General features: G+C 72.7%; 23 protein-coding genes. 7 read left to right on the top strand and 16 right to left on the bottom strand.

Translation table 11 applies throughout. The annotated features are described in order from the left end of the window. Positions 1–266 precede the first annotated feature (266 nt). Complete coding sequence (locus HNP84_RS37530) at positions 267–989, top strand: GntR family transcriptional regulator (protein WP_221337250.1); 723 nt, start codon at positions 267–269, stop codon at positions 987–989. 211 nt (positions 990–1,200) lie between these two features. On the opposite strand, the gene HNP84_RS37525 is transcribed toward HNP84_RS37530, so the two are convergent. The 10 genes from HNP84_RS37525 to HNP84_RS37480 form a co-directional block, all read right to left on the bottom strand. Further along, positions 1,201–2,211 carry a Glu/Leu/Phe/Val dehydrogenase family protein gene (locus HNP84_RS37525; RefSeq protein ID WP_185054775.1) on the bottom strand — a complete coding sequence of 337 codons (1,011 nt, stop codon included), beginning with the start codon at positions 2,209–2,211 and terminating at the stop codon, positions 1,201–1,203. A gap of 22 nt (positions 2,212–2,233) precedes the next feature. Beyond that, complete coding sequence (locus HNP84_RS37520; protein WP_185054774.1) at positions 2,234–2,719, bottom strand: flavin reductase family protein; 486 nt, start codon at positions 2,717–2,719, stop codon at positions 2,234–2,236. After that, positions 2,716–3,375 carry a TetR/AcrR family transcriptional regulator gene (locus HNP84_RS37515; protein WP_185054773.1) on the bottom strand — a complete coding sequence of 220 codons (660 nt, stop codon included), beginning with the start codon at positions 3,373–3,375 and terminating at the stop codon, positions 2,716–2,718. The genes HNP84_RS37520 and HNP84_RS37515 overlap by 4 nt, the downstream gene beginning before the upstream one ends. Next, positions 3,372–4,334, bottom strand: a complete 963-nt coding sequence (locus HNP84_RS37510; protein WP_221337249.1) for an alpha/beta hydrolase — start codon at positions 4,332–4,334, stop codon at positions 3,372–3,374. The genes HNP84_RS37515 and HNP84_RS37510 overlap by 4 nt, the downstream gene beginning before the upstream one ends. A gap of 25 nt (positions 4,335–4,359) precedes the next feature. Further along, complete coding sequence (locus HNP84_RS37505) at positions 4,360–5,577, bottom strand: acyl-CoA dehydrogenase family protein (protein WP_185054772.1); 1,218 nt, start codon at positions 5,575–5,577, stop codon at positions 4,360–4,362. Positions 5,578–5,706: 129 nt separating this feature from the next. Beyond that, the gene (locus HNP84_RS37500; protein WP_185054771.1) at positions 5,707–7,134 is read right to left on the bottom strand and encodes an APC family permease; all 1,428 of its coding nucleotides are present in this window, start codon (positions 7,132–7,134) and stop codon (positions 5,707–5,709) included. Positions 7,135–7,568: 434 nt separating this feature from the next. Continuing rightward, positions 7,569–8,024, bottom strand: coding sequence for a cupin domain-containing protein (locus HNP84_RS37495; protein WP_185054770.1), 456 nt, complete (start codon positions 8,022–8,024; stop codon positions 7,569–7,571). 558 nt (positions 8,025–8,582) lie between these two features. Beyond that, entirely contained in the window at positions 8,583–9,296 is a 714-nt protein-coding gene (locus HNP84_RS37490; protein ID WP_246519184.1) for a hypothetical protein, read from the bottom strand. 16 nt (positions 9,297–9,312) lie between these two features. After that, positions 9,313–9,849 (bottom strand): hypothetical protein, encoded by a 537-nt coding sequence (locus HNP84_RS37485; RefSeq protein ID WP_185054769.1) that lies wholly within the window; start codon positions 9,847–9,849, stop codon positions 9,313–9,315. Between the two features lie 224 nt (positions 9,850–10,073). After that, on the bottom strand, positions 10,074–11,021 hold the full coding sequence (locus tag HNP84_RS37480; RefSeq protein WP_185054768.1) for an NAD-dependent epimerase/dehydratase family protein: 948 nt from the start codon (positions 11,019–11,021) through the stop codon (positions 10,074–10,076). 74 nt (positions 11,022–11,095) lie between these two features. Here HNP84_RS37480 and HNP84_RS37475 point away from each other — a divergent pair, with 74 nt between their 5' ends. Beyond that, positions 11,096–11,542, top strand: a complete 447-nt coding sequence (locus HNP84_RS37475; protein WP_185054767.1) for a MarR family winged helix-turn-helix transcriptional regulator — start codon at positions 11,096–11,098, stop codon at positions 11,540–11,542. 291 nt (positions 11,543–11,833) lie between these two features. Here HNP84_RS37475 and HNP84_RS37470 read toward each other — a convergent pair whose 3' ends face one another. The 4 genes from HNP84_RS37470 to HNP84_RS37455 form a co-directional block, all read right to left on the bottom strand. Then, positions 11,834–12,478: a TetR/AcrR family transcriptional regulator gene (locus tag HNP84_RS37470; RefSeq protein ID WP_185054766.1), complete on the bottom strand. Its 645-nt coding sequence runs from the start codon at positions 12,476–12,478 to the stop codon at positions 11,834–11,836. A gap of 188 nt (positions 12,479–12,666) precedes the next feature. Next, the gene (locus tag HNP84_RS37465; protein WP_185054765.1) at positions 12,667–13,644 is read right to left on the bottom strand and encodes a quinone oxidoreductase family protein; all 978 of its coding nucleotides are present in this window, start codon (positions 13,642–13,644) and stop codon (positions 12,667–12,669) included. Next, positions 13,644–14,609 carry a 2-hydroxyacid dehydrogenase gene (locus HNP84_RS37460; RefSeq protein WP_185054764.1) on the bottom strand — a complete coding sequence of 322 codons (966 nt, stop codon included), beginning with the start codon at positions 14,607–14,609 and terminating at the stop codon, positions 13,644–13,646. Before HNP84_RS37460 ends, HNP84_RS37465 begins: the two co-directional genes overlap by 1 nt. Then, positions 14,606–15,406 (bottom strand): SDR family NAD(P)-dependent oxidoreductase, encoded by an 801-nt coding sequence (locus HNP84_RS37455; RefSeq protein WP_185054763.1) that lies wholly within the window; start codon positions 15,404–15,406, stop codon positions 14,606–14,608. The genes HNP84_RS37460 and HNP84_RS37455 overlap by 4 nt, the downstream gene beginning before the upstream one ends. 86 nt (positions 15,407–15,492) lie before the next feature. Between HNP84_RS37455 and HNP84_RS37450 the strand changes: the two genes are divergently transcribed. Then, a complete protein-coding gene (locus HNP84_RS37450) occupies positions 15,493–16,401 on the top strand; it encodes an amidohydrolase family protein (RefSeq protein ID WP_185054762.1) in 909 nt (302 codons plus the stop codon). After that, a complete protein-coding gene (locus HNP84_RS37445) occupies positions 16,401–17,306 on the top strand; it encodes a 3-hydroxyacyl-CoA dehydrogenase NAD-binding domain-containing protein (RefSeq protein ID WP_185054761.1) in 906 nt (301 codons plus the stop codon). The genes HNP84_RS37450 and HNP84_RS37445 overlap by 1 nt, the downstream gene beginning before the upstream one ends. Positions 17,307–17,357: 51 nt before the next feature. Here HNP84_RS37445 and HNP84_RS37440 read toward each other — a convergent pair whose 3' ends face one another. Next, on the bottom strand, positions 17,358–18,110 hold the full coding sequence (locus tag HNP84_RS37440) for a maleate cis-trans isomerase family protein (protein WP_185054760.1): 753 nt from the start codon (positions 18,108–18,110) through the stop codon (positions 17,358–17,360). 74 nt (positions 18,111–18,184) lie between these two features. Next, on the bottom strand, positions 18,185–18,823 hold the full coding sequence (locus tag HNP84_RS37435; RefSeq protein WP_185054759.1) for a TetR/AcrR family transcriptional regulator: 639 nt from the start codon (positions 18,821–18,823) through the stop codon (positions 18,185–18,187). 147 nt (positions 18,824–18,970) lie between these two features. On the opposite strand from HNP84_RS37435, the gene HNP84_RS37430 reads away from it, so the two are divergent. The 3 genes from HNP84_RS37430 to leuD are packed head-to-tail and all read left to right on the top strand — an operon-like array spanning position 18,971 to position 21,923. Continuing rightward, positions 18,971–19,837, top strand: a complete 867-nt coding sequence (locus HNP84_RS37430) for an isocitrate lyase/PEP mutase family protein (protein ID WP_221337248.1) — start codon at positions 18,971–18,973, stop codon at positions 19,835–19,837. After that, the gene (leuC, locus tag HNP84_RS37425; protein WP_246519182.1) at positions 19,837–21,285 is read left to right on the top strand and encodes a 3-isopropylmalate dehydratase large subunit; all 1,449 of its coding nucleotides are present in this window, start codon (positions 19,837–19,839) and stop codon (positions 21,283–21,285) included. The genes HNP84_RS37430 and leuC overlap by 1 nt, the downstream gene beginning before the upstream one ends. Continuing rightward, on the top strand, positions 21,285–21,923 hold the full coding sequence (leuD, locus tag HNP84_RS37420; RefSeq protein ID WP_185054758.1) for a 3-isopropylmalate dehydratase small subunit: 639 nt from the start codon (positions 21,285–21,287) through the stop codon (positions 21,921–21,923). Before leuC ends, leuD begins: the two co-directional genes overlap by 1 nt. Positions 21,924–21,938 lie beyond the last annotated feature (15 nt).

The raw sequence follows: 21,938 nt of genomic DNA, 5'->3' as shown, positions 1-21,938 counted from the left end.
CGGAACTCCTTCGGGGCCGGCCGGACGGTCACGCTCGTGGCGCCCGGCGCTCGATCGCCGGGCGGCAGGCGGAGGCACGCCGGGTCAGGGGGAGATCGTTCGTCTGATCCATGGATAGCATATTGCATCCGATCAATCCAGATTGGATACAAATCGAGCGCACTGGAATGTGCCGGGTCCCGCGATCCTCGTTAGTATCCAATCGAGAAAGCTCCGCATCCCACCCTCGGGCGACCGGCTCGCCCGCCGCAGAAGGGAAGCCGACGGTGCCGAAGCCCGGCCCAGTGCCGGCCGCGTCCTCGTCGCCCCGCGATCAGGACCGCCTGGTCGCCGGCCTGGTGAACGCGCTGCAAGACCGGATCAGCACGGGGGACATCAAGATCGGCTCCTGGATCCGGCAGGAGCGGATCGCGCAGGAGTACGGCGTGAGCCGCACCCCGGTCCGCGAAGCCCTGCGCCAGCTCGACGCCCTCGGCGTGGTCGAGATCGTCGCCAACCGTGGCGCCCGGGTGAAGCTCCCGTCGATTCGCGACATCACCGAGGCGTTCGAGGTGCGCGGGGTGCTCGAAGGGCACGCCGCCTGCCTCGCGGCCCGCAACATCACCCAGGCCCAGCTCGACGTGCTGCGCGAGACCGACGGGATCTTCCGCGAGGCCGTGCGGCACGCGCGATCCGGCGGCGAGGATTCGCGGGCCGAGTCGCGCGCCCTGTGGTACCGGGCCAACGACGCCTTCCACGCCACCATCGTCACCGCCTGCGGCAACCGCCAGCTCCAGCTCACCCTGGAGACCCTGCACCACCGCATGCCGCGCAACCTCACCTGGTCGGCGCTGGACGGCGACCCCCGGCTGCTGGAGGAGAACGCCGAGGAGCACGTCCGGATCGCCGACGCCATCGACAGGCGCGACGGCGAGCGGGCCCGCGAGCTCATCATGGCGCACACCCAGCGGGCCCAGGAGCTGATCCTGCTCCGCTTCCAGGAGCCGTGACCCGCTCCCGCGGCCCACGGCGCCCCGAAGTCAGGGCCGCCGCCGTCCCGGGGTGGTGGTGGTCCCGGGACGGCGGCGGCGTCCCCGGGCGGTGACGGGCGCCCGAGGGGTCGGGGGGTGCGGCCCCGGTCAGGCCGCGCCGGTCCGGCGGGTAACGGTCACGCCGCGCCTCACGCCGCGCCGGTCCGCCGGGTAACGGTCACGCCGCGCCTCACGCCGCGCCGGCCAGCCGGGCGCGGGCGGCGCGCTCGGCGGCGGCCAGCGGGGTGATGCCCTCCGCGTCCGACTCGGCCAGCAGCCGGGCCACCCGGGTGCCGATGGCGGCGAGGGCGTCGTCCAGCTCGCCCTGGCTCAGCCCGCGGTGCACGGCGTCCATCTGGATCACTCCGCCGGCGTTGGCCACGAAGTCGGGCACGTAGGTGATGCCCCGGGCGTGCAGCAGATCGGCACAGGAGGGGTGGGCCAGCGTGTCGTTCGCCGCCCCCGCGATGATGTCGCACCGCAGGGTGGCGATCGAGCCCGGGTGCACCACCCGGGCCGCCGCGCACGGCGCGTACACGTCGCAGGGGGTGGCGGTGACCTCCTCCGGCGGCACGACCCGCCCGCCCAGCTCGCGGGCCAGCGCGGCGGCGCGTTCCCCGTCCAGGTCCGACAGCAGCAGGCGGGCCCCGTCCGCGGCGGCCAGCCGGGCCAGCGACGCCCCGACATGGCCCACGCCCTGCACCAGCACGGTCCGCCCGTCCAGGGTGTCCGCGCCGAACCGGTGCGCGACCGCCGCCCGGATGGCGTGGTGCACGCCCACCGCCGTGGACGGGGACGGGTTCTCCTCGCCGGAGATGACCGGGGCGCCGCCCTCGGCCATCCAGCGCAGGTCGTCCATGGTGGTGCCCATGTCCACCCCGGGCAGGTAGCTGCCGCCGAGCCGCGCGGTGAACTCGCCGAACGCCCGCATGAAGGCCCGGCGGTCGCCCGGCTCGGTGGCGAAGATGACCGCCTTGGCGCCGCCGTAGCCCAGCCCGGCGGCGGCGTTCTTCAGGGTCATGGCGGCGGCCAGCCGCTGCGCCTCGCGGATGCCGGCCCCGTACGACGGGTAGTGCTTGAAGCGCACCCCGCCGAGTCCGCCGCCGAGCACCGTGCTGTCCACCGCGATCACGGCGCGCAGTCCGAGGGCGTCGTCCTTGCAGAGCACGACCTGCTCTCCGGACCACTCGAAGTCGTCCATCTGATCTCCTTACCGGCCCCGCCTAGGCGAGCCTGCGGAACGTGCTGCCGTGGAACACCAGCGGGGCGCTGGCCGGGCACGCCGCCAGGGCGTGCACCCGCAGCAGCGCGATGGAATGGTCGCCCGCCTCCACCTCGCGGTGAAGCGAGCAGTCGAACTGGGCGGGCGCGCCCCGCACGAACATCGCGCCGCTGTCCGCGATGTCCCACGGGATGCCGCCGAAGCGGTCGCCGGTGCGGCGGGACAGCCGCCGGCAGTGGTCGCCGTGCCGGTCGGCCAGCACGCTGACCCCGATGCGGGCCGCGCGGCGCAGCCGCACCCAGGTGCGGGAGGTGTTCTGGATGCACACCGAGATCAGCGGCGGCTCCAGCGACACCGAGGTGAACGAGCTGACCGCCATCCCGGCCGGCTCGCCGTCGATCACGGCGCAGATGGCGGTGACCCCGCTGGGGAAGCAGCCGAAGGCCGCGCGCAGCACCGTCGTGTCGGTCGGCTCGGTGAGGATCATGATGACCTCCGGGGCGGGCTGGTCAGGTAGAGCAGGGCGATCTCGGTCAGCTCCGCGGCGTACTGGCGCCAGCCGGGGACCGAGCGGTAGGTGCGCTCGCCGTCGGCGATGGTGCCGGCCGAGACGGCGCGGATGGTGATGCTCTGCACCACGACCTCGTAGACGACGTCGATCCGGTCCGCCTCCCCCGGCCCGGCCGGCTCGATCGGGTACGGGGCGAGCGCGTCGCGCAGCGCGTCCTTCATCCGCTGGTGGAAGTCGAACCCGCGGCGCCGCATCACCGCGTCGTCGGCGCTCTGCAGGAAGACGAAGGCGAACAGCCGGGTGCGGGCGTACAGGTGCTCCGACAGGCCGGTGACGAACGCCTCCAGCACCTCGGCCGGGCCGCCGCCGCTCTCGCCGACGGCGGCGAGGCGTTCGGCGATGGCCTCCTCCAGCTCGGTCAGCACCTCGTTCTTGACCTCGCGGAGCAGGCTCTGCTTGTTCGGGAAGCGCCCGTAGACGCCGCCCACGGACAGCCCGGCGAGCTCGGAGACGCTGGACATGGTGAAGTCGGCGATGCCGTCGGCCGTCAGCACGTCCACCGCGGCGGCGAGGATCTGCTGCGCGGAGCGCCGGCTGCGCTCCTGCTGCGGCGCCGCGGGCCCGCCGCTCATCGCGCCGCCCCCGGCACGGCCGGCGTCCCGGCGGGCGCGGCCCTCCAGGTCCGCCACAGGAAGTCCACCACCCGGTCCACCGACTCCGGCGCGGCGAACTCCGGCCCGGCGTGGTCGGCCCCGGGCAGCACGACCAGCTCCGCGTCGATGCCCGCGGCGGTCAGCCCGGCGTGCAGGCGGCGGCTCTGCGCCAGGCCCACCCGGCGGTCCGCGTCGCCGTGCATGATCAGGAACGGCGGCCCGCCGCCGTGCCGGGCCACCAGCCGCTCCGCACGGCGCACCGGGTCGGCGCCGGCCCACAGGTCCGGTTCGGCCCTCGGGTCGAAGCCCAGGAAGTGCCGCAGGATGCGCTCGGCCGCCAGGATCTCCTCCTCCGGGCCGCCGGACGCGTCCTCTCTGATCCGGGCCAGGTCGGCGACCCCGTAGTGGTCCACCACGGCCGACAGCGCGGCGGACTCGCCGGTGTGCTCGCCGACCACCCGGCCCAGCGGCTCGTCCCAGGTCAGCGCGGCCATCATCATCAGGTACGCGCCCGCCGAACCGCCCCACCCGGCGACCCGCCCCGGGTCCAGCCCGTACCGGCCCGCGTGCGCGCGCAGCCAGCGGATCGCGGCCCGCAGGTCCTCGACCGGGTCCGGGAAGCGCACCTCCCCGGCCAGCCGGTACGCCACCGAGGCGACCGCTATGCCCCGGGCCGGCAGGTCGTACCAGCAGCCCAGCGCCTTGATGCCGCCCAGGAAGGAGCCGCCGTGCGCGTACACCACCACCGGGAACGGGCCTTCGCCCGCGTCCGGCAGGTGCAGGTCGAGCTGGAGCGGCCGCCAACCGATCACGGTCGCGTACGGCACGTTGAGGTGGCTGCGCGCACCCGGCAGCACCGAGACGGGCGGCGGCTCGGTGAGCGCCCGGGGCGCCAGCGCGGCGTAGTCCATCGGCGCCAGCAGCTCGCTGGGGTGCATCGATTCCTCCCTTCCCGGCACCGGTTCAGGCCCGCATGTACGCCGACAGCGGGGGCACGGTGCCGGTCAGCTCCGCCGCGCCGATGAAGGCGTTCTTGGCGTCCAGCGAGTCGTGGCTGCCGAAGGTGCGGGCGTTGCGCCAGAAGCGGTCGAAGCGGTACTTGTTCGCCGTGCTGCGCGCCCCGGTGAGGTCGAAGATCCTGGCGGTCACGTCCAGCCCGGCCCGGGTGCCGGCCACCTTGGCCCGGAACCCGCGCACCATGACCTCCTCGGCGGGGTCGATCAGCTCCGGATGGTCCAGCTCGGCGGCGGTGGCCAGCAGCAGCGCCCGTGACGCGGCCAGCTCGCTGGACATCTCGCCGATCTGCCGGTGCATCAACGGGTCCTCGGCGGCGGAGGGGAAGGAGGGCATGCTCGGCCGGTTCAGCTCGCGCAGGTACGCGATGGCGGCGGCCAGGGCGCCCTCGCCGATCCCCTGGAGCAGCGCCCCGTGGAGTTGCAGGGCCGAGCCGACGAAGTACGGCGTCAGCCCGTGCGAGGGGAAGTGCCACCCGTCCGGTACGAACACGTCCCGGTAGGTGATGGTCTGGCTGTAGGTGCCGCGCTGTCCCATGTTGTCCCAGTCGTGCCCCAGTTCCAGGGCGGGATCGTCCAGCCGGATCAGCGCGTGGTGCCGCGGCGCGGCGGCGGTGTCCCCGTCCTCACCGAGCAGCGCGAAGCTGACGCAGCTCAGGTCGCGGCCACCGCCGCCGCTGTTGCTGTTGAAGGTCTTGACACCGCTGACCACCACGCCACCGGGCACCCTGCGGCCCACCACCCGCCCGCTTGCGCCGGTCTCGGCGTTCGAGGCGACCAGGCGGCGGCCCTCGTACAGCAGTTCGTGGGCGAGCCGGGCCTTGGTCTCCTTGTCCAGCTCGTCGTTGTGGAAGATCTCGCGGGCCACCAGGCCGGTGGTGGACCAGCACTGGCCGGTAGAGCCGTCGGCGGCGGACACCTCGATCAGCGCCTCGACGAAGTGACGCCAGCCTCCGTAGGGGGGACCGTCCCACAGGCCGCCGTACTCGACGGGCACGTTGATCGCGTGCAGCCCGGCTTCGCCGAGCAGCCTCATGTTCCGGGCCGGGTCGCAGCCGGTCGCGTCGATCTCGGGGCCGTCCTCGGCCAGGACCGGCCGCAGCATCCTGGCGCGCTCGACGACTTCCTGTGGGGTGGCGGGCAGCGTACGGGTGTCGGTGCTTTCCATGGGCTGTCCTCTCGCGAACGCGAATCCGCATTCGGTTTTGACGATATACAGAGACTTATGCAGTTTTGAAGGGTTTTATCCGGATTTAGTGGGGCGCTGGCCCGCCAGGGGCGGGCCTGCGCTCCGCGGCTAGGCGGCCGGCACGTCGTCCAGCAGCGCCTGACCCCTGCGCCGGGACACCAGCACCCCGTACAGCGCCGCGAGGACGGGGAGGGCCGGCATGAGCGCCACCAAGGGCGAGTCGCTGCCGGTGACGGCCTGGTAGTTCGCCACCACGATGACCGTGATGGCCAGCACCCCGCTCCCGGCGACCGCCGGCGCCAGCACCGTCTCCCACCACCGCTCGGTGACCTTGCCGCGCAGCGCGGCCACCGCGACGCTGACGCAGCAGCCGAGCATCAGCGTCAGCAGCGACAGCGAGGTGATCCCGGAGACCGCGGGGAAGAGGTTCACGATCGGGTCCGCGCCGCTCGCCGCGAAGGGGACCAGCATCACCAGGGTGATCGCCACCTGCACGTACGTGCTCAGGTAGGGGGTGCCGTGCCGGTCGTGCACCCGCGCCAGGAAGACGGGCAGCAGGCGGGCGCGGCCCAGGGCGAACATGTACCGGGTGGACATGTTGTGGAAGGCCACCGCCGCGGCCAGGAAGCTGAAGGCGACCAGCGCGCTGAACAGCGGGCCGGACCACTCGCCGAGGTAGAGGTTCGCGGCGCGGAAGACCAACGACCCGGGGTCCTCGCCGGCCGCGGACTTCACATCCCCGTACGCGGCGGCCAGCGACCAGGTGGAGAAGGCGAAGACCACCACCAGCAGGGCCAGCCCCAGGTACGTCGCGACCCTGATCGCCCGGCGCGGCGCGTGCGCCTCCTCGCCGTAGATCGCCGTCGCCTCGAACCCGCCGAAGCACAGCAGGCAGAACACCAGGGTCATCGCCACGTTGCCGGAGAACATCTCGCCCGGCGAGAGCACCGACAGCGACCATCCGCCGGGCCTGCCCACGAGGATCGCCAGGCCGAGCAGCAGGATGATGCCGAACTGGGCGACCGAGATGACGCTGGTCACCCGCTGGGCCATCTCCACCCCGCGCAGCCCCAGGAAGAAGGTGATCACCAGCGCCACCGCCCCGTACGCGTACCAGGGCAGGTCCACGCCCAGGTAGGAGGTGACGGCGATGTCGGCGAAGTAGCCGGTCGCCGCGATCATCCCGCCGGCCGCGAGGTTGTAGGCCAGCGTGGCGACGAACGCGGCCGCCGCCCCGGTCTCCCGGCCGAGGCCGAAGCCGATGAAGGCGTAGTAGGCGCCGGCGTTGGTGACGTACCTGGTCAGCACGACGTACCCGACGGCGAACACCGCGAGCAGCGCCCCGGTGAGCAGCAGCAGCCCGACGCTGCCCGCGCCGACGCCGAAGCCGAGGCTCAGGGACATGTTGGAGGCCATCGCGGTCAGCGGCGCGGTGGCCGCGATGACCATGAAGACCATCCCGAACACCCCGATCGTCCCTTTCCGCAACTGGCCTGCGCGCGCCTGCCCGGCAACGCTTTGATCTTGTAGGGTCATGCTTTCCTCCAGGTGGACGCCACGAGAGCGGACGCGGAGCGGAAACCGGCGGCCACGACGGGGCGCCGCCGGGCGATGTGAGCGATCACGACGAACGGGACGAGACAGTCCTGCGCCACCGGCCCGCCGGACGGACACACGGCCGGGCAGCGGCAGCACAGGATGAACAACGGTGAATCGAACGAATCGGCCGGCCTGTTCGGCGACCGGCACAGGAGAACTCGGCGGTCGGCCGACCGCCGCGGCCGGCGCGCACCCCGGCCCTCACGGCCGTCCGCGCCCCAGCCTCAGGCGCGCCCCGCCCGTACCGGCGGACGGCGCCCACCTATGGCGACCACTCCTCGGACCACGGCCCCGTCACATTCACGCCGCCGCCCGTTCCACCCCTCCGCGCGCCGCCACCCCGGCGCCCCTGGAGGATGGCTAGCCTCGCGTCACCCCGCGGCCCCCTCCTTCACCTCGGCCTTGACGTCCTCCAGCGCGCCGAACACGCCGCGCCCGTTGGACACCCACGGGTGCGCCTCGGCGCTGGGCGACGTCTCCAGCAGCTCGATGATGTAGTGCGTGACCGTGTTGCTCCCCACGTTCCTGATCCGGTGCGGCGTGAGCGGCGCGGTGTGGCCCACGGTCCGGTACAGCACGAACCCGGGCTCGGCGTTCTGCACCAGGCCCCACTCCTCACTGCCCAGCTCGTTGGCCTGCGCCTGCCCCGCGTCCGGCCACAGCACCACGTGGTCGTGGTGGTGCTGGTGATAGTCGACCGCCTGACCGGGCTCCAGGGTCATCGACCAGACCCGCACCCGGTCGTTCTCGAACAGCAACGTGTCACCGGGCGCCCCGGAGTACACCTTGTCCCCACTGCCTTCACGGTGCCCACTGCCTTCACGCATGTTGCCCTCACTCACGCCAGGCCACCTCCTGCCGGCGAACCCGTCTCACTCCCGCCGGATGGGCGGGACGCCATGGGTTGGATGCCTACAGAGGTAAATTGGATACATTCCGGAGACTGCCACCCGCCATCGGCGGAGTCAAGACATCCCCCGCCCGGGATCGAAGGAAGTAACGCGCCCCGCCCCCCCGGTAACGCCCCCGTAATGAACCTCCCCGCCGCCGGCCGTCACCCCACCCCGGCCAGGCGGAGCCGCGAGGACACGACCAAGTCGCCGGCCGGAGAACGAATTCCGCCACCATCTCGAACGCTCGACCGCGCAGCCGGGAGAAAGGCGATCAGCCAGGAGGCACTGGGGATCACCCCGGCCCCCTCGATCCCGATGCCCATCTCCCCCGCCTCCCGCCACGCCGGAACAACCCGGCCGAGTAGCGCCACCGGCCCGGCGCCCGAGACCGCGCCCGGCGCGGCAGCGGCGAATGCCCCCGTTCGTGAGCAGACGGGGTGAAACGACCACGTTTCCGCCATCCCGCCTTGTGGAAGATGCCCCGTTGCCCGATCACTCCCCGGTAACAGACCGCCGCCGATCGCCGGCCGGTGTGAAGGTGAAGGTGTCCTCGAACGCGCCCCTTCCGAAGCGGACGGCCAACAGGACGGGTTCGTCGTGGATCGGGGACCAGGTCGATCCGGCTTTCCGCGAGGACCCGTTCCACAGATGAAAGAAGATGATCGGTTCCGTGGCCGATTCGGTCAGGTAGGCCAGCGTCTTGCCGTAGAAGGGGTTGTCGCCGCCGAAGATCACGGAGGGCGGGCCGAACGTCTGTCGTACCTCGGTGAGTGTGCGGTCGTGCGCGGTCCAGGCGCTGAGGGCCCTGCGCAGGGACGCGTACTCCCCGGCGGTCAGCGTTCTGTCGGATCGCAGCCAACCCTGATCGTGGGCGAGTTCCGCGTAGATCGAGGCGACGTCGTTTTCGCAGGAACCGGGCAGCACCGTGCCGAACGCCCCGGTCACGCCGGCGGAATCGAAGGCGCCCCGGGATTTCAGCGCCCGCAACGCCTCCGCCCACCACTCCTCCTGGTGCTCCGCGTAGGCCAGGTGATCGATCATCAGGCGCAGGGCGAGCTCACCGCCGTACATGCCGGACCGGCGAAGCGCATCGTTGAGCCGGGCCCTGAGGTAGGCACGGATCTCCGCGGAAGACCGCGGCCCGGGGGAGATCGTCATACCCCTCACTCCGATGAGAGAGCGTTCAGGCGGGTCGCCGCCTGTCATCGTCGCCTTCGCGCCGTCAGCGCAGCGACATGCCCTTCTGGGCCAGTGACTCGGACAGGATCCGCACGGCCTTCGGGCCGACCCCGTGCAGGGCGAGCAGTTCGTCCCGGGTGCGGGTGGCGACCTGGGCGAGAGTGGTCAGGCCGGCGCCGAGCAGGGCATGCGTGGCCGGCCTGCCGATGGCGGCCGGCAGGTCGCAATCGGCAGGCTTGGTTCCCGCGTCGGCCTCGGCGAGCGCCGCCGCCAGCCGCTTGGGAGCACGGTGGAACCACGCCACCCGGACCAGGGCGTTGAGGTCTTTGCCGTCGATGTCGGCCACCGGCACCCGGAAGCCGATGAGCGCGCCGTTGCGGAACAGCCGCTCGCCGCTCGGATGCGCGGACACCGCGGCCTCGACCTCGGCCTCCCCCAGGTGGAGTTGCACCTGGCCGTCCTTCGTCACCGAGGCGAACCCCTTGCCGCGCACCGAGAACGCGACCATGCCGAAGTGGGCGCCTTCCTCGACCTCGGGAAGGCCGAGCGCCGCCTTGCGAAGCTGGGACACAGTGGTCATGGGCTCGATGCTAGAGATCCGCACCGACACTTTGGACGACGCGGACGGCCTGGCGGGCGCGAGGGGGGCCGGGCAGGCGGCACGCTTCAGCGCTCCCTCCAGGGGTCCCCGGGACGGGACTCAGGTCCTGCCCCGGAGAACCCCCAGGTTCTCCGCCCCGAGCCGGCTCATCCAGCGGCCCGGCCACCGGCTCTCCCCGCACGGACGCCCGCGCCCGGAGGCCCTCAGTACTCGTTGCCGGCGCGCAGCCAGGCGATGTACTCGGCGGCCGCGCGCTCGGCGTCGTATTCGGGCTTGTAGCCGGTGTCCTGCTGGAGCCGGGTGATGTCGAGGTAGCTCTGCCGGCCCAGCCCTCCGGTGGGCAGGTCGACCCGGGCGTCGGGGACGACCTGCTTGATCGCGGCGATGATCTCGGCGTTGGTCGTCGCGCGGCCGGACCCGACGTTGTACGTGCGGTGGTTGAGCCGGTCCGCGAGCTGGAGGAGCGCGATGGCCCGGCCGGTGTCCTTGACGTAGCACAGGTCGATCGCGTCTTCCGCGTGCGGAGGCACGAAGAGCGTGGAGAGGTCCGGCTCAGTGCCCTTGGCGGCGGCATGGATGAGTTCGGGGGCGGCGAAGAACATCGCGCCGTGGGGGTCGCCCGGGCCCCAGGTGCCGGAGATGCGGTGGTTGATGACCTCGATGCCGGTGACGTCGGCCACGTGGCCGTTGAGCATCTCGCCGATCTTCTTGAAGGTCGGGATCACGTGGGGTGCGGTCATCGGCAACGGAGAGTCCTCCCTGAGCGGGCCCTCGTCCGCGATGCCGGAGTAGACGCCGATCGTGCTCGCGACGCCCACTCGGGCCACGCCCCAGTCCTGGGCGGCCTGCATGATGTTGAGCAGGCTGCCCAGGGCCTTTCGCGTTTGCTCAATGGGCTGGTCGGGCGCGGGCGGCCACGGCATGGAGAACGCGAGATGCACGATGCCGGTGATCTTGTGGCGCTTGCCGACGTCGAGCAACGCGTCGAGATCGGTGATGTCGGCCCGCTCGACCGCCACGTTCTCGCCGACGAGGCCGGCCGGCACCTCGCCGGTCCTGCGCTGGACCAGCACGCAGCCCTCGCCCATGTCGAGCAGTGCCCGAACGGTGTGGGAGCCGATGAAACCCAAGCCTCCGGTGACCAGGATCATTGCTTTCCTCTTCTTGTGTCGTCGAGCTGATTGTCAGTGGTACTGACGATCAGCCTAGCAATAGAATGGAGAGCATGTCCAGCAACGACGGGCCGGGCCCCGAGCTGAGCAGGAATCTGATCTACCTGCTCAAGCACGCGCACCTTCGGATGGCCGAGCTCACCACCAAGGCGTTGACGCCGTACGGCATCGACGGGCGCGAGCTCGGGGTGCTGCTCGCCCTCACCGGCCGCGAGCCGACGTCTCAGCAGCAGGCGGCGCAGCGGCTGGGCATCGACCGCACGACGATGGTCGCGATGCTGGACGCGCTGGAGGCCAAAGGTCTGGTGTCACGTCACCCCGACGCGGAGGACCGGCGCCGCAACGTGGTCGAACTGACCGACGCCGGAAAGGACACTCTCCGCCAGGCCGTCAAGGCGACCGATGACGCCGAGCGCGAGTTCCTCGCGCGGCTCACCCCCCAGGCCGCCGAGCAGCTACGGAACTCGTTGCAGACGATCGTGATCCGTCCGAACGGCTAGATCTCCGGAAGGCCCCTGGGCCGCGCCGGAAGCCGAGAGGCGCACGCCGCGCCCCTGTAGCCCGGCCGCCCGCCTTCGACCTCCGGCTGCACAACCGGCTCGAACGCCATCGCGCGGTGGCCACACGGGACGACAAGCTCTCCCGGGCGGCCGAGGCACGCGCGAGCGAGGCGTGTGGTGGTTCACGGGGCCGGACAGGTGGATCCCGCCGGCTTCCGCGGCGAGGCGGCCCCCCTGGCTCGCCTTCACCGGCGGGCGCGAACCGTCGTGACGCCTCAGCGTCCGGCACGGTCACGACCTCTCGGGTGAGCCGTACAGGCGGTAGAACAAGGCGACGGCGTGTGCGGCGCGCGCCTGGATCGCCTGTTGCGTCCACTCCTTTCCGGCACCGAGCAGGGCGGTGATCTGCGCGTCGCGGACGGCGAGTCCGAACAGCACGCCGAACGCCTCGACGGAGTCCGGGCAGGTCAGCTCCCCATCGCGGGCGGCTTGGGCGAGCAGCGCCTCGAACAGCGGCCCGGTCGTCGCCCGGCCGGCCGCGTACAGCGCGTCGGCCAGTTCACGATCGCCCGGCACGCCGGCGATCGCGGCGCGGTTGAGGGCGAGGGATCTGGCGCCGGTCAGCAGCGTCAACAACCCGCGCACCGCCTCTTCGAGGACGGCGCGCACGGGCTGTCCGCCCGGCTCGTCGAGCGCGCTGCGCAGACGCCGGTTGGTCTCGGCCGACTGCCGTTGCACCAGGGCTTCGAGCAGCCCGCGCCGGCCGCCGAAGTGCGCGTAGATGGTCTCCTTCGAGGCGTGCGCCTGCTCGGCGATCCTGCGCGCGGACATCGCCGTGATGCCCTCGCTCTCCAGGATCTGCGCGGCCGCGGCCAGGATCGCCTCGCGCCGTGCCTCGCCTCGGGCGGGCGACTTCAGGGTCGCCCTCCGGGTCATCCCTGATTCCGTCATACCTCGTACGCACCATCGCCTCGACGGTCGCGTTCGCGTTCGCCGCCGCCGGCCTCTACCAGCTCGGCCGGGCAGCGCCGGGCCGGTAGCCCACCCTCCCGCTCGGGCGAGCTGTTCATCGGGGAGGACGGCCCGCGGGTCACCCCCGAAAGCGCTGCCGCGGGGAAGCGGTGTCAGGCCGGCGGTATCTGGAGAACCAGCTTGCCGACCGACCTGCCCGACTCCAGCAGGGCGTGTGCCGCGGAGGCCTCCGACAGCGGATAGGCGCCGGTGACGGTGCTCTGCAGGCGACCCTCACGGGCCAGGCGCAGCACGGACTCGGCGGCCGGGCGCCACAGTCCGGGGCTCTGCCAGGCCAGGCCGCCCAGGGAGAAGCCGAGGACTCCGTGGTTGGCGGAGCGGAGCCGCTGGACCGGGACGGTGGCCTGGCTGGCGAAGTCCGGGTCGCCGAAGTAGACGACCCGGCCGCCCGGGGCCAGTGCGTCGAGGCTGCGGGTGACGTGCTCGCCGCCCAGCATCTCCAGGACGACGTCGACGCCGCGTCCCTTCGTCAGGTCGGCCACCGCCGAGGTGAAGTCCTGGCGGTCGAACACCTCGTCGTAGCCGAGTCCGGCGGCGTACTCGGCCTTGCCCGGGCGGCCGACGGTGCCCAGGACGCGCTCTGCCCCCAGCGCGCGGGCGATCTGCGCGGCCAGGCCGCCGACACCTCCGGCGGCCCCGTGGATCAGCACCGTCTCCCCCTGCCGCAGCCGGGCGAGGTGGTCCAGCATCAGATATCCGCTCACCGCGGCGCAGGGAACGGTGGCCGCGAACGCGGTGTCCGGGAAATCGCCGAGCGGCACGGCCAGCCGGGCGTCCACCGCGGCGAACTGGGCGTAGCCGGAGAAGGTGAACGCGGCGACGGGCGCGCCGGGCGTGAAGCCGCGCACGCCCTCGCCGACCGCGGCGACCCGACCGGCGGCCTCCAGGCCGGGGACGACCGGGGGCCGCAGGCCGGGCATCTTCCCCTGGCGCATCAGGACTTCGGCGAAGTTCACGCCCGCTGTCTCCACCGCCATGACGATCTGACCGGCAAGGGGTTCGGGCGCCGGGACCTCGGTCTCGCGAAGCACCTCGGGGCCGCCGAAGGCGGTGATCTGCGCGGCACGCATCAGCGCTTCCTCCAGGGGGTCTCGGGGACGGGACTGAGGGGTCCCGCGCCGGAGAACCAGGACACCAGGTTCTCCACCACCAGCCGGCTCATCTCCAGCACCGTGTGCAGGGAGCCCGCCCCGGTGTGGGGCGTGACGACGACGTGGTCGAAGGCCAGCAGGTCGCGCGGCGTCTCGGGCTCACCGGCGAACACGTCCAGAGCGGCGGTCCGGATGGTGCCCTCGCGCAGCGCCTCCAGCAGGGCGGGCTGGTCGACGATCGAGCCGCGGGCGACGTTGACCAGCACCCCGTCGGGGCCGAGGGCGCGCAGCACCTGCGCGTCGACCAGGCCGGCGGTGCCGGGCCCGCCCGCCGCGGTGACGATCAGCGTGTCCACGGCCGCGGCCAGGCTGCGCGGGGAGTCGTAGTACGGGTACGGTACGCCGGCCTGCCTGGTGCGGCCGTGGTAGGCCACCGGAAGGCCGAACCCCTCGCAGCGGCGGGCCACGGCCCGGCCGATCGCGCCGAGGCCGAGGATGCCCACCCGCCGCCCGCGCAGCGTGGCGGTGAGCGGGAAGAACCGGCCCGGGCCCCACTCCCCGTCGCTCAGGTAGCGGGCGGCCTGCGGGATCTGCCGGACGGCGGCCAGCAGCAGGCCGAGGGCGAAGTCGGCGACCTCCTCGGTGGGCGCGCCGGCGGTGTTGGTGACCACGACCCCGTGCCGCGCGGCCGCGGCCACGTCGATGGTCTCGTACCCGACGCCGAACTTGGCGATGATCTCCAGGGCGGGCAGGGCGGCGATGAGGCCGGCGTCCACGACCGCCTTGGGGCCGACGGCGATGGCCCGGATGTCCCGGCCCGCCTTCTCGATCGCCTGCTCTCTTCCAATCTCCCAGAGGCGGTGGACCTCGAAGTGCGGGGCCAGGCCCTCGATGATGGGCGGCACCGGCTCGGTCAGCAGCACGTGCGCGTGTTCGGGGCTCATGGCCGGCCCGCCGAGGCCCGCGCGGTGGTGGTGTAGTTCAGGGCCAGCCGCCCGCCGTCGATGTAAAGGGTCTGGCCGGTCAGGTAGGCGGCGTCATCGCCGGCGAGGAAGGCGACGACGCCGGCGATGTCCTCGGGCCGGGCGTACCGTCCGAGCGGGGTGCGTGACAGGATCTGGTCCGCCAGCTCCTGGTGGGCCAGGGCGGGCGCCATCATCTCGGTGGCGACGGTGCCGGGGCCGATCGCGTTCACCCGGATGCCGTGCCGGGCCAGGCTGAGTGCCATCGCCCTGGTCAGTGCGGCCACTCCGCCCTTGGAGGCGCTGTACGCGGCGCCCTCGGGCGCGGTCAGCAGGACGGCGATCGAGGCGGTGTTGACGATCGCCCCGGGACGCCGAGCGGAGATCATCAGCCGGGCGGCGGCCTGCCCGCACAGGAACACCGAGGTCAGATTGCCGGTCAGAACCGCGTTCCACTCCTCCTCGGTGGTGTCGGGGAAGTCGCTGCCACGCAGGATGCCCGCGTTGGCGTGCAGCACGTCGGGCACGCCCAGCTCGGCGGCGATCTTGTCGAACGTCCCGTTCACCGCCGGGCGATCCGTGACGTCGCAGGGGTAGAAGCGGGCCGTGTGCCCCTCGGCGGCGAGCCGTTCGGCCTGAGCGGCGCCGTCCGAGCCGGGCAGGTCGACCAGCGCCACCGAGGCGCCCTCCTCGGCGAACCTGCGGGCACAGGCGAGCCCGATACCCCTGGCCGCCCCGGTCACCACGGCCGTCCGGCCGGCGAATCTGGTGGGTTGCATGGTTTACATATATGACAAAACGCGAAAATATGTCAACGAATCGATACGGGGCGGCCAACGTCCCGACCCGGAGAGGAAACACCCACGTGCACATCGCGCCGCAGTTCGCACCTCCCAACCTCAGGCCCCGGCCGCCGTCCGAGCCGCTGCCGCCGGGGGCCTGCGACACCCACTTCCACGTCTTCGGCCCCACCGGCCGGTATCCCTATGCGGCCGAGCGCGCCTACACCCCGGCCGACGCCTTCCTGGAGCACTACCTCCAGGTCAGCGAGCGGGTCGGCCTGGAACGGGGGGTGCTCGTGCAGCCCAGCGTCTACGGCGTGGACAACACCCTGCTGCTGGACGCGCTGGCCGCGCACGGCGACCGGCTGCGCGGTGTCGCGGTGGTCCCGCCCGGCGTCACCGACGACGAGCTGGCCAGGCTGCACATCGCCGGTGTGCGAGGCGTCCGGGTCAACCCCCTGTACCGTGCCGCCCTCACCCCGGCGGACCTGCCCGCCTTCGCCCCGCGGCTCGCGGACCTGGGCTGGCACGTCCAGGTCATCCTGGACGGAGCGGGTCTCGCCGAGCACGCCGGGCTGCTGGCGGGCCTGCCGGTGCCGGTCGTGGTCGACCACATGGGGACGCTGCCGGCCTCCGAGGTCCCCGGCGGTCCCGGCTTCATCGCGCTGCGGCGCCTGCTGGCGGACGCGGGCGCCTGGGTCAAGCTGTCCGCGCCGTACCTGGTGTCTCCCCACCGGCCCGGGCACGACGACACCCGCGAGCTGATGGCCGCGCTGCACGAGCTGGCGCCCGACCGGACGCTGTGGGGGAGCAACTGGCCGCATCCCGGCATGGGCGCGCCCATGCCGGAGGAGGGCGACCTGCTGGACCTGCTGGCCCGCGCCGTACCGGGGCCCGAGGACCGCAGGGCGATCCTGGTCGACAACCCGGCCAGGCTGTACGGCTTCACCCGGGACGCCGTGCGGACGGCCGGCGGAAAGGACGGACGCTGATGCGGATCGCACTGGTCGGCGGCGGGTTGATGGGGGCGGGCTGGGCGGCCGCCTTCCTCGCCCACGGGCACCGGGTCGTCGTCACCGACACCGACCCGAAGGCCGAGCCGGCGCTGCGGGCCCGGCTGGAACGGGCCTGGCCGCTGCTGCGGGAGGTGGGCGACCTGGCCACGGAGGCCGACCCCGACCCGGACCTGCTGGCCTTCGCGCCCGACATCGCCTCCGCGGTGACCGGCGCCGACTTCGTCCAGGAGAGCGGGCCGGAGGACCTCGGCCTCAAGCGGTCGCTGTTCGCCGAGATCGACAAGGCGGCGCCGGAGGGCGCCGTCATCGCCTCCAGCTCGTCCGGCATTCCGATCAGCGAGATCCAGCGGGGGCAGGCGCGCCCCGAGCGCATGGTCATCGGCCATCCGCTCAACCCTCCGCACCTGATGCCGCTGGTGGAAGTCGTGGGCGGCGAGCAGACGGCCGAGGCCGCGGTGACCGCGGCGATACAGGTCTACCGCTCGGTCGGCAAACGCCCGCTGCGGCTGGACCGCGAGACACCGGGCCACATCGTCAACCGGCTGCAGTCGGCCCTCACCCGCGAGGCCGTCGCCATCGTCCTGGAGGGCGTCGGTGACGCGCGGGCCGTGGACGACGCGCTGACCTGGGGCCCTGGCCTGCGTTCGGCGCTGGTCGGGCCGCTGCTCAACATGCACCTGGCCGGAGGGGAACGGGGCATCGAGGGGTTCCTCGCCGCGTTCGGCACGCTGACCGGAGACCTTCCGGCGGGCGATCCGATGGCGCGGCTGATCGCGGGCGTTCACGCGGAGGCGGCGGGACGCTCGATCGCCGAGATCGAGGACGAGCGGGACCGCTGGGTGATCCGCTGCAGGCGCCTGCTGGCCGAGTTCGGCCGCTGACGGGAAAGGCCGGGCCGCCCTCGGGCGGCCCGGCCGGTCGCGGCGGGCGGATCAGTGGTGGCTGAGCAGTGAGCCGAAGCCCTGCACCTTGTCCTGGATGCCGTCCGAGCGCAGCGCGTGCCAGTAGGTGGCGGTGTTCACCGCGATCACCGGCTTGCCCAGCCACCGTTCGGCCTCGCCCATCAGCCGGGCGGCCGGCAGGTTGGCGCCGAACTGCACGATGGCCTCGACGTCGTCGCCGTCGGCTTTGCGCAGGGCCCCGATCAGCTCGGCGTCGGTGGTGTGCGCGATCAGCGTGGGGCTCTTGGCGGGAACGTGGGCACAGCGCACCAGCTCGAATCCGGCCTCGTCGAAGAACTGCGCGAGGTGACCTTCGGCGATCTCGGAGTAGGGGTCCACCACCGCGACCCGGCGGCCGACGCCCACCGCCTTCAGCGCGGCCGGCAGAGCGTCGGCGGCCTGCGTCACCGGCAGGTCGCCGGCCCGGGCGCGGATGCGCTCGGCGATCCGCCGGGCGGGCTCCAGGCCGCCGCCCCAGATGCTCTCGGCCGAGATGCCCAGCACGATGTGGTCGGGCCGGCAGGTGGCCAGCCGGTCGACGGCGTTCTCCAGCGCGGCGTCGATGCGGCGGATCAGTTCCTCGCCGTCGTCGCCGGTGCGCAGCGGGTCGTCGGGGATGTGCATCCCCTCCACGTGGTTGGTCACGCCCACCGGGCGCATGGCGTCGTACTCGGGCTGGACGACGGTGTTGGTGGACGGGGTGGCGATGCCGTAGACGCGGCGCCAGCCCAGAGTGTCGGTCATGGTGGACTCCTTCGGGATCGCTGCGTTACATAGTTTCTTCTGGTGTCAACTATGTCAACGCTGGACCCCGAAGGTCACCTGTGGCCGGCGGAGGCCCGGCGGCGGGTGCGCGCCGGCTCGTCCGGCTGCGCCGCCAGCGCGCCGTCCACCAGCAGGTCGACCAACTGCCGCAGGTCGGCGCGGAAACGGTCCAGATCGGGCGTGGGACGGGCGTTCTTGAGCCCTCGGGAGGCATGGATGACCAGGTGGGCGAGCCGTTCGGGGGTCAGGCCGGGGCGCAGCGACAGCCCGTCCACCGTGATCGCGGCGCGGATCACCCGGGTCACCGCCTCGCGCAGCAGCTCGGCGTACCGGGCCGCGGTGTCGGCCGCCAGCGCCGTGTTCTCCTCGGTGAGCTCCTCGGTGTGCGGGGAGTGCTCCAGCCGGTCCATGAAGTGGCCGAACCGCGCGTCGAGCTGGGCGTACAGGACGTCGGCCAGGCCCCTGCCCTCGCGGGTGGCGGTGACCACGGCGGCCTCACCGGCCTCCAGCGCCGCGCGGTGCAGATCCTCCACCACGCCCGTGAACAGCGACTCCTTGTTGGGGAAGTAGCGGTACAGCGCCTGTCTCGACAGTCCCGCCTCCTGGGCGATGATCTCCATGTTCGTCTGCCGGAAGCCGTACCGGCTGAACACGGTGGCGGCGGCCTTCAAGATCCGATCCCGAGTGTCCATGTGGGCATGATGGACCGTTTTCGCTGCTCTGTCGAAAAGGGCCGGCCCGCGCACACCCCTCCGTACACGGCCCGACACCTCAGGGCGTTGACAAAGACGACAAAAGAAGAAAGTTTGTAATCCTCCGTTAATGCGAGGAGGTCCGAGGTGACGACAACGGAGCAGGGAGCGGCCCTGCTGCGGGCCATGCTCCGCCGTGACGACCTGGTGGTCGCGCCCGGCGCGTACGACTGCATCACCGCCCGCGCGGTGGCGCAGGCCGGAGCGGAGGCGGTCTACATGACCGGTGCCGGAACCGCGGCCGCGCTCGGCTATCCCGACTACGGGCTGCTCACGCAGACCGAGATGGCCGACAACGCCGGGCGGATGGCACAGGCGGTGGCCGTCCCGCTGATCGCCGACGCCGACACCGGATACGGCAACGAGCTGAACACGATCCGCACCGTCCGCGAGTACGAGCGGCGTGGGGTCGCCGCGCTGCACCTGGAGGACCAGCGGTTCCCCAAGAAGTGCGGGCACCTGGACGACAAGTCCGTGATCGACGCCGCCGAGTTCGTCAGCCGGATCAGGGCCGCCGTGGACGCCCGCCGCGAAATGCTGATCATCGCCCGCACCGACGCCCGCGCCGAGCACGGCCTGCCGGAGGCCGTCGCCCGGGCCAACGCGGCACTGGACGCCGGAGCCGATCTGGCGTTCGTGGAGGCGCCGCAGACCGTGGAGGAGGTCGAGGCGGTACCCCGGCTCGTACACGGCCCCTGCCTGCTCAACCTGGTCCCCGGCGGCCGGACACCGCTGCTGGACTTCGCCGCCGTCCAGCGCGCCGGGTACAAGGTGGCGATCCTGCCCGGCGTGCTGCTGGCCGCAGTGGTCGGCGCGTGCGACCGGATACTGGGGACCACCCTGGCCGAAGGGCGCCATCCGGACTTCGGATCGGTCACGCCGCGCAAGGGCTTCTCCCGCTTCGGCGCCGACGAGTGGGACGCCCACCGCGAGCGGTACGCGGAGGTGCCGTGATGAGCGCGCCGCTGACCATGTTCGAGCCGCTGACCATGTTCGAGCCGCTGACCATGTTCGAGAAGATCTGGCGCCGCCACACCGTCACCGAGGACGACGACGGCCAGGCCCTGCTGGCCATCGACCGCCACCTGGTGCACGAGGGTTCGGCGCGCGGCTTCGAGATCCTGGCCCGGCGCGGCCTGAAGGTGCGCCGCCCCGACCGCACCGTGGGGATGGCCGACCACATCGTGCCCACCGCACCGGGCCGCACCGCCCTGACCGGCTTCCAGCGCGCGGCCCTGGAACTGTTCCAGCGGAACCTGGACGGCGCGGGCGTCCGCGCCTTCGGCCTCGGCGACGACCGGCAGGGCATCGTGCACGTCGTCGGGCCGGAGCAGGGCATCACCCTGCCCGGCATGACGGTGGTGTGCGGCGACAGCCACGCCTCCACGCACGGTGCGCTCGGCGCGTACGGCCTGGGGATCGGCGCCTCCGAGGTCGCCCACGTGCTGGCCACCCAGACGCTGTGGCAGCGGCGGCCCCGGACCATGCGGATCACGGTGACCGGTGACCTCGGCCCCGGCGTCACCGCCAAGGACCTGATCCTGGCCGTCATCGGCCGCATCGGCGCGGACGGCGCCACCGGTCATGTCATCGAGTACGCCGGGCCCGCGATCCGGGCGCTGAGCATGGAGGGCCGCCTCACCGTCTGCAACATGTCGATCGAGGCCGGCGCCCGCGCCGGGCTCATCGCCCCCGACGAGACGACCCTGCGGTACGTCCGCGGACGCCCGTTCGCCCCCGCCGGAGCCGACTGGGACCGGGCCGCGCAGGACTGGCTCGGCCTGGCCACCGACCCCGGCGCGCGGTTCGACCAGGAGATCCGGATGGACGCCACGGCCGTCGCCCCCATGGTCACCTGGGGCACCAGCCCTCAGGACGTGGTCGGCGTAGACGGGCGCGTCCCCGATCCCGGACAGGCCGACGAGACCCGGCGGGAGGCGATGCGCCAAGCGCTGGACTACCTCGGCCTCGTCCCGGGCACCCCGATCGAGGGCATCCCGGTCGACCGGGTGTTCATCGGCTCCTGCACGAACGGCCGGCTGGAGGACCTGCGGGCCGCCGCCGAGGTCGTCCGCGGCCGATCGGTCGCTCCCGGGGTCACCGCGGTGGTCGTTCCCGGGTCCACCCCCGTGCGGCACGCCGCCCAGCGCGAAGGGCTCGACGAGGTGTTCCGCGCCGCCGGGTTCGAGTGGCGCGAGGCGGGATGCTCCATGTGCGTCGGGCTCAACGGCGACATCGCCGCCCCCGGCGAACGCGTCGCCTCCACCTCCAACCGCAACTTCGTGGGCCGCCAGGGCCCCGGTGCGCGCACCCACCTGATGAGTCCGGCGATGGCCGCCGCCGCCGCGGTGACCGGATGCCTCACCGACGTACGGCGGCTGATCGAAGGGAGGACCGGCTGATGGACCCGTTCCGCACCCTGACGGCGATAGCCGCGCCGCTGCCCATGCCCAACGTGGACACCGACCAGATCATCCCGGCCAGGTTCCTGCGCGCCGGGCGGGATGGCGGGTTCGGCCGCGCCTGCCTGCACGACGTGCGGTTCGGCCCGGACGGCGAGCCGCGCGCCGACCTGCCCCTCAACCATCCGGCCGTCCAGGGCGCCCAGATCCTGGTGTCCGGGCCCAACTTCGGCTGCGGCTCCTCCCGCGAAGAGGCCGTCTACGCACTGTGGGACTTCGGCATCCGCGCCGTCATCGCGCCCGGCTTCGGGGACATCTTCTACGGCAACGCGCTCAAGAACGGCATGGTGCCGGTCGTCCTGCCCGAACCGGAGGTGGCGGAGCTGACCGCCCGCCTCCAGGCCGCACCGGGCAGCCGCCTCACCGTCGACCTGGACGCGCGCACGGTCAGCGACGAGGACGGCGTCGCCCGCCCCTTCGCCATCACCGAGTTCGCCCGCCGCCGCCTGCTGGAGGGGCTGGACGAACTGGACCACACATTGAGCCTGCTGCCGGAGATCGACGCGCTGGAGCAGCAGATGCGACGGCAGTGGCCGTGGAACGCCGGACTGCCCTCCCCCACCCCCTCGTCGGACTGACCCGCCTCGGAGGTA

It is taken from the genome of Thermocatellispora tengchongensis (genome assembly GCF_014202315.1).
In the GTDB taxonomy this organism is placed as follows: domain Bacteria; phylum Actinomycetota; class Actinomycetes; order Streptosporangiales; family Streptosporangiaceae; genus Thermocatellispora; species Thermocatellispora tengchongensis.
The sequence above is the reverse complement of the archived record's forward strand: the minus strand, read 5'-3'. Positions and strand labels throughout refer to the sequence as shown.

Excerpts from the sequence above, each read along its gene's own strand:
- HNP84_RS37525 (WP_185054775.1), bottom strand. The coding sequence starts at position 2,211 with ATGGACGACTTCGAGTGGTCCGGAGAGCAGGTCGTGCTCTGCAAGGAC.
- HNP84_RS37520 (WP_185054774.1), bottom strand. The coding sequence starts at position 2,719 with ATGATCCTCACCGAGCCGACCGACACGACGGTGCTGCGCGCGGCCTTC.
- HNP84_RS37515 (WP_185054773.1), bottom strand. The coding sequence starts at position 3,375 with ATGAGCGGCGGGCCCGCGGCGCCGCAGCAGGAGCGCAGCCGGCGCTCC.
- HNP84_RS37510 (WP_221337249.1), bottom strand. The coding sequence starts at position 4,334 with ATGCACCCCAGCGAGCTGCTGGCGCCGATGGACTACGCCGCGCTGGCG.
- HNP84_RS37505 (WP_185054772.1), bottom strand. The coding sequence starts at position 5,577 with ATGGAAAGCACCGACACCCGTACGCTGCCCGCCACCCCACAGGAAGTC.
- HNP84_RS37500 (WP_185054771.1), bottom strand. The coding sequence starts at position 7,134 with ATGACCCTACAAGATCAAAGCGTTGCCGGGCAGGCGCGCGCAGGCCAG.
- HNP84_RS37495 (WP_185054770.1), bottom strand. The coding sequence starts at position 8,024 with ATGCGTGAAGGCAGTGGGCACCGTGAAGGCAGTGGGGACAAGGTGTAC.
- HNP84_RS37490 (WP_246519184.1), bottom strand. The coding sequence starts at position 9,296 with ATGACAGGCGGCGACCCGCCTGAACGCTCTCTCATCGGAGTGAGGGGT.
- HNP84_RS37485 (WP_185054769.1), bottom strand. The coding sequence starts at position 9,849 with ATGACCACTGTGTCCCAGCTTCGCAAGGCGGCGCTCGGCCTTCCCGAG.
- HNP84_RS37480 (WP_185054768.1), bottom strand. The coding sequence starts at position 11,021 with ATGATCCTGGTCACCGGAGGCTTGGGTTTCATCGGCTCCCACACCGTT.
- HNP84_RS37475 (WP_185054767.1), top strand. The coding sequence starts at position 11,096 with ATGTCCAGCAACGACGGGCCGGGCCCCGAGCTGAGCAGGAATCTGATC.
- HNP84_RS37470 (WP_185054766.1), bottom strand. The coding sequence starts at position 12,478 with ATGACCCGGAGGGCGACCCTGAAGTCGCCCGCCCGAGGCGAGGCACGG.
- HNP84_RS37465 (WP_185054765.1), bottom strand. The coding sequence starts at position 13,644 with ATGCGTGCCGCGCAGATCACCGCCTTCGGCGGCCCCGAGGTGCTTCGC.
- HNP84_RS37460 (WP_185054764.1), bottom strand. The coding sequence starts at position 14,609 with ATGAGCCCCGAACACGCGCACGTGCTGCTGACCGAGCCGGTGCCGCCC.
- HNP84_RS37455 (WP_185054763.1), bottom strand. The coding sequence starts at position 15,406 with ATGCAACCCACCAGATTCGCCGGCCGGACGGCCGTGGTGACCGGGGCG.
- HNP84_RS37445 (WP_185054761.1), top strand. The coding sequence starts at position 16,401 with ATGCGGATCGCACTGGTCGGCGGCGGGTTGATGGGGGCGGGCTGGGCG.
- HNP84_RS37440 (WP_185054760.1), bottom strand. The coding sequence starts at position 18,110 with ATGACCGACACTCTGGGCTGGCGCCGCGTCTACGGCATCGCCACCCCG.
- HNP84_RS37435 (WP_185054759.1), bottom strand. The coding sequence starts at position 18,823 with ATGGACACTCGGGATCGGATCTTGAAGGCCGCCGCCACCGTGTTCAGC.
- leuC (WP_246519182.1), top strand. The coding sequence starts at position 19,837 with ATGAGCGCGCCGCTGACCATGTTCGAGCCGCTGACCATGTTCGAGCCG.
- leuD (WP_185054758.1), top strand. The coding sequence starts at position 21,285 with ATGGACCCGTTCCGCACCCTGACGGCGATAGCCGCGCCGCTGCCCATG.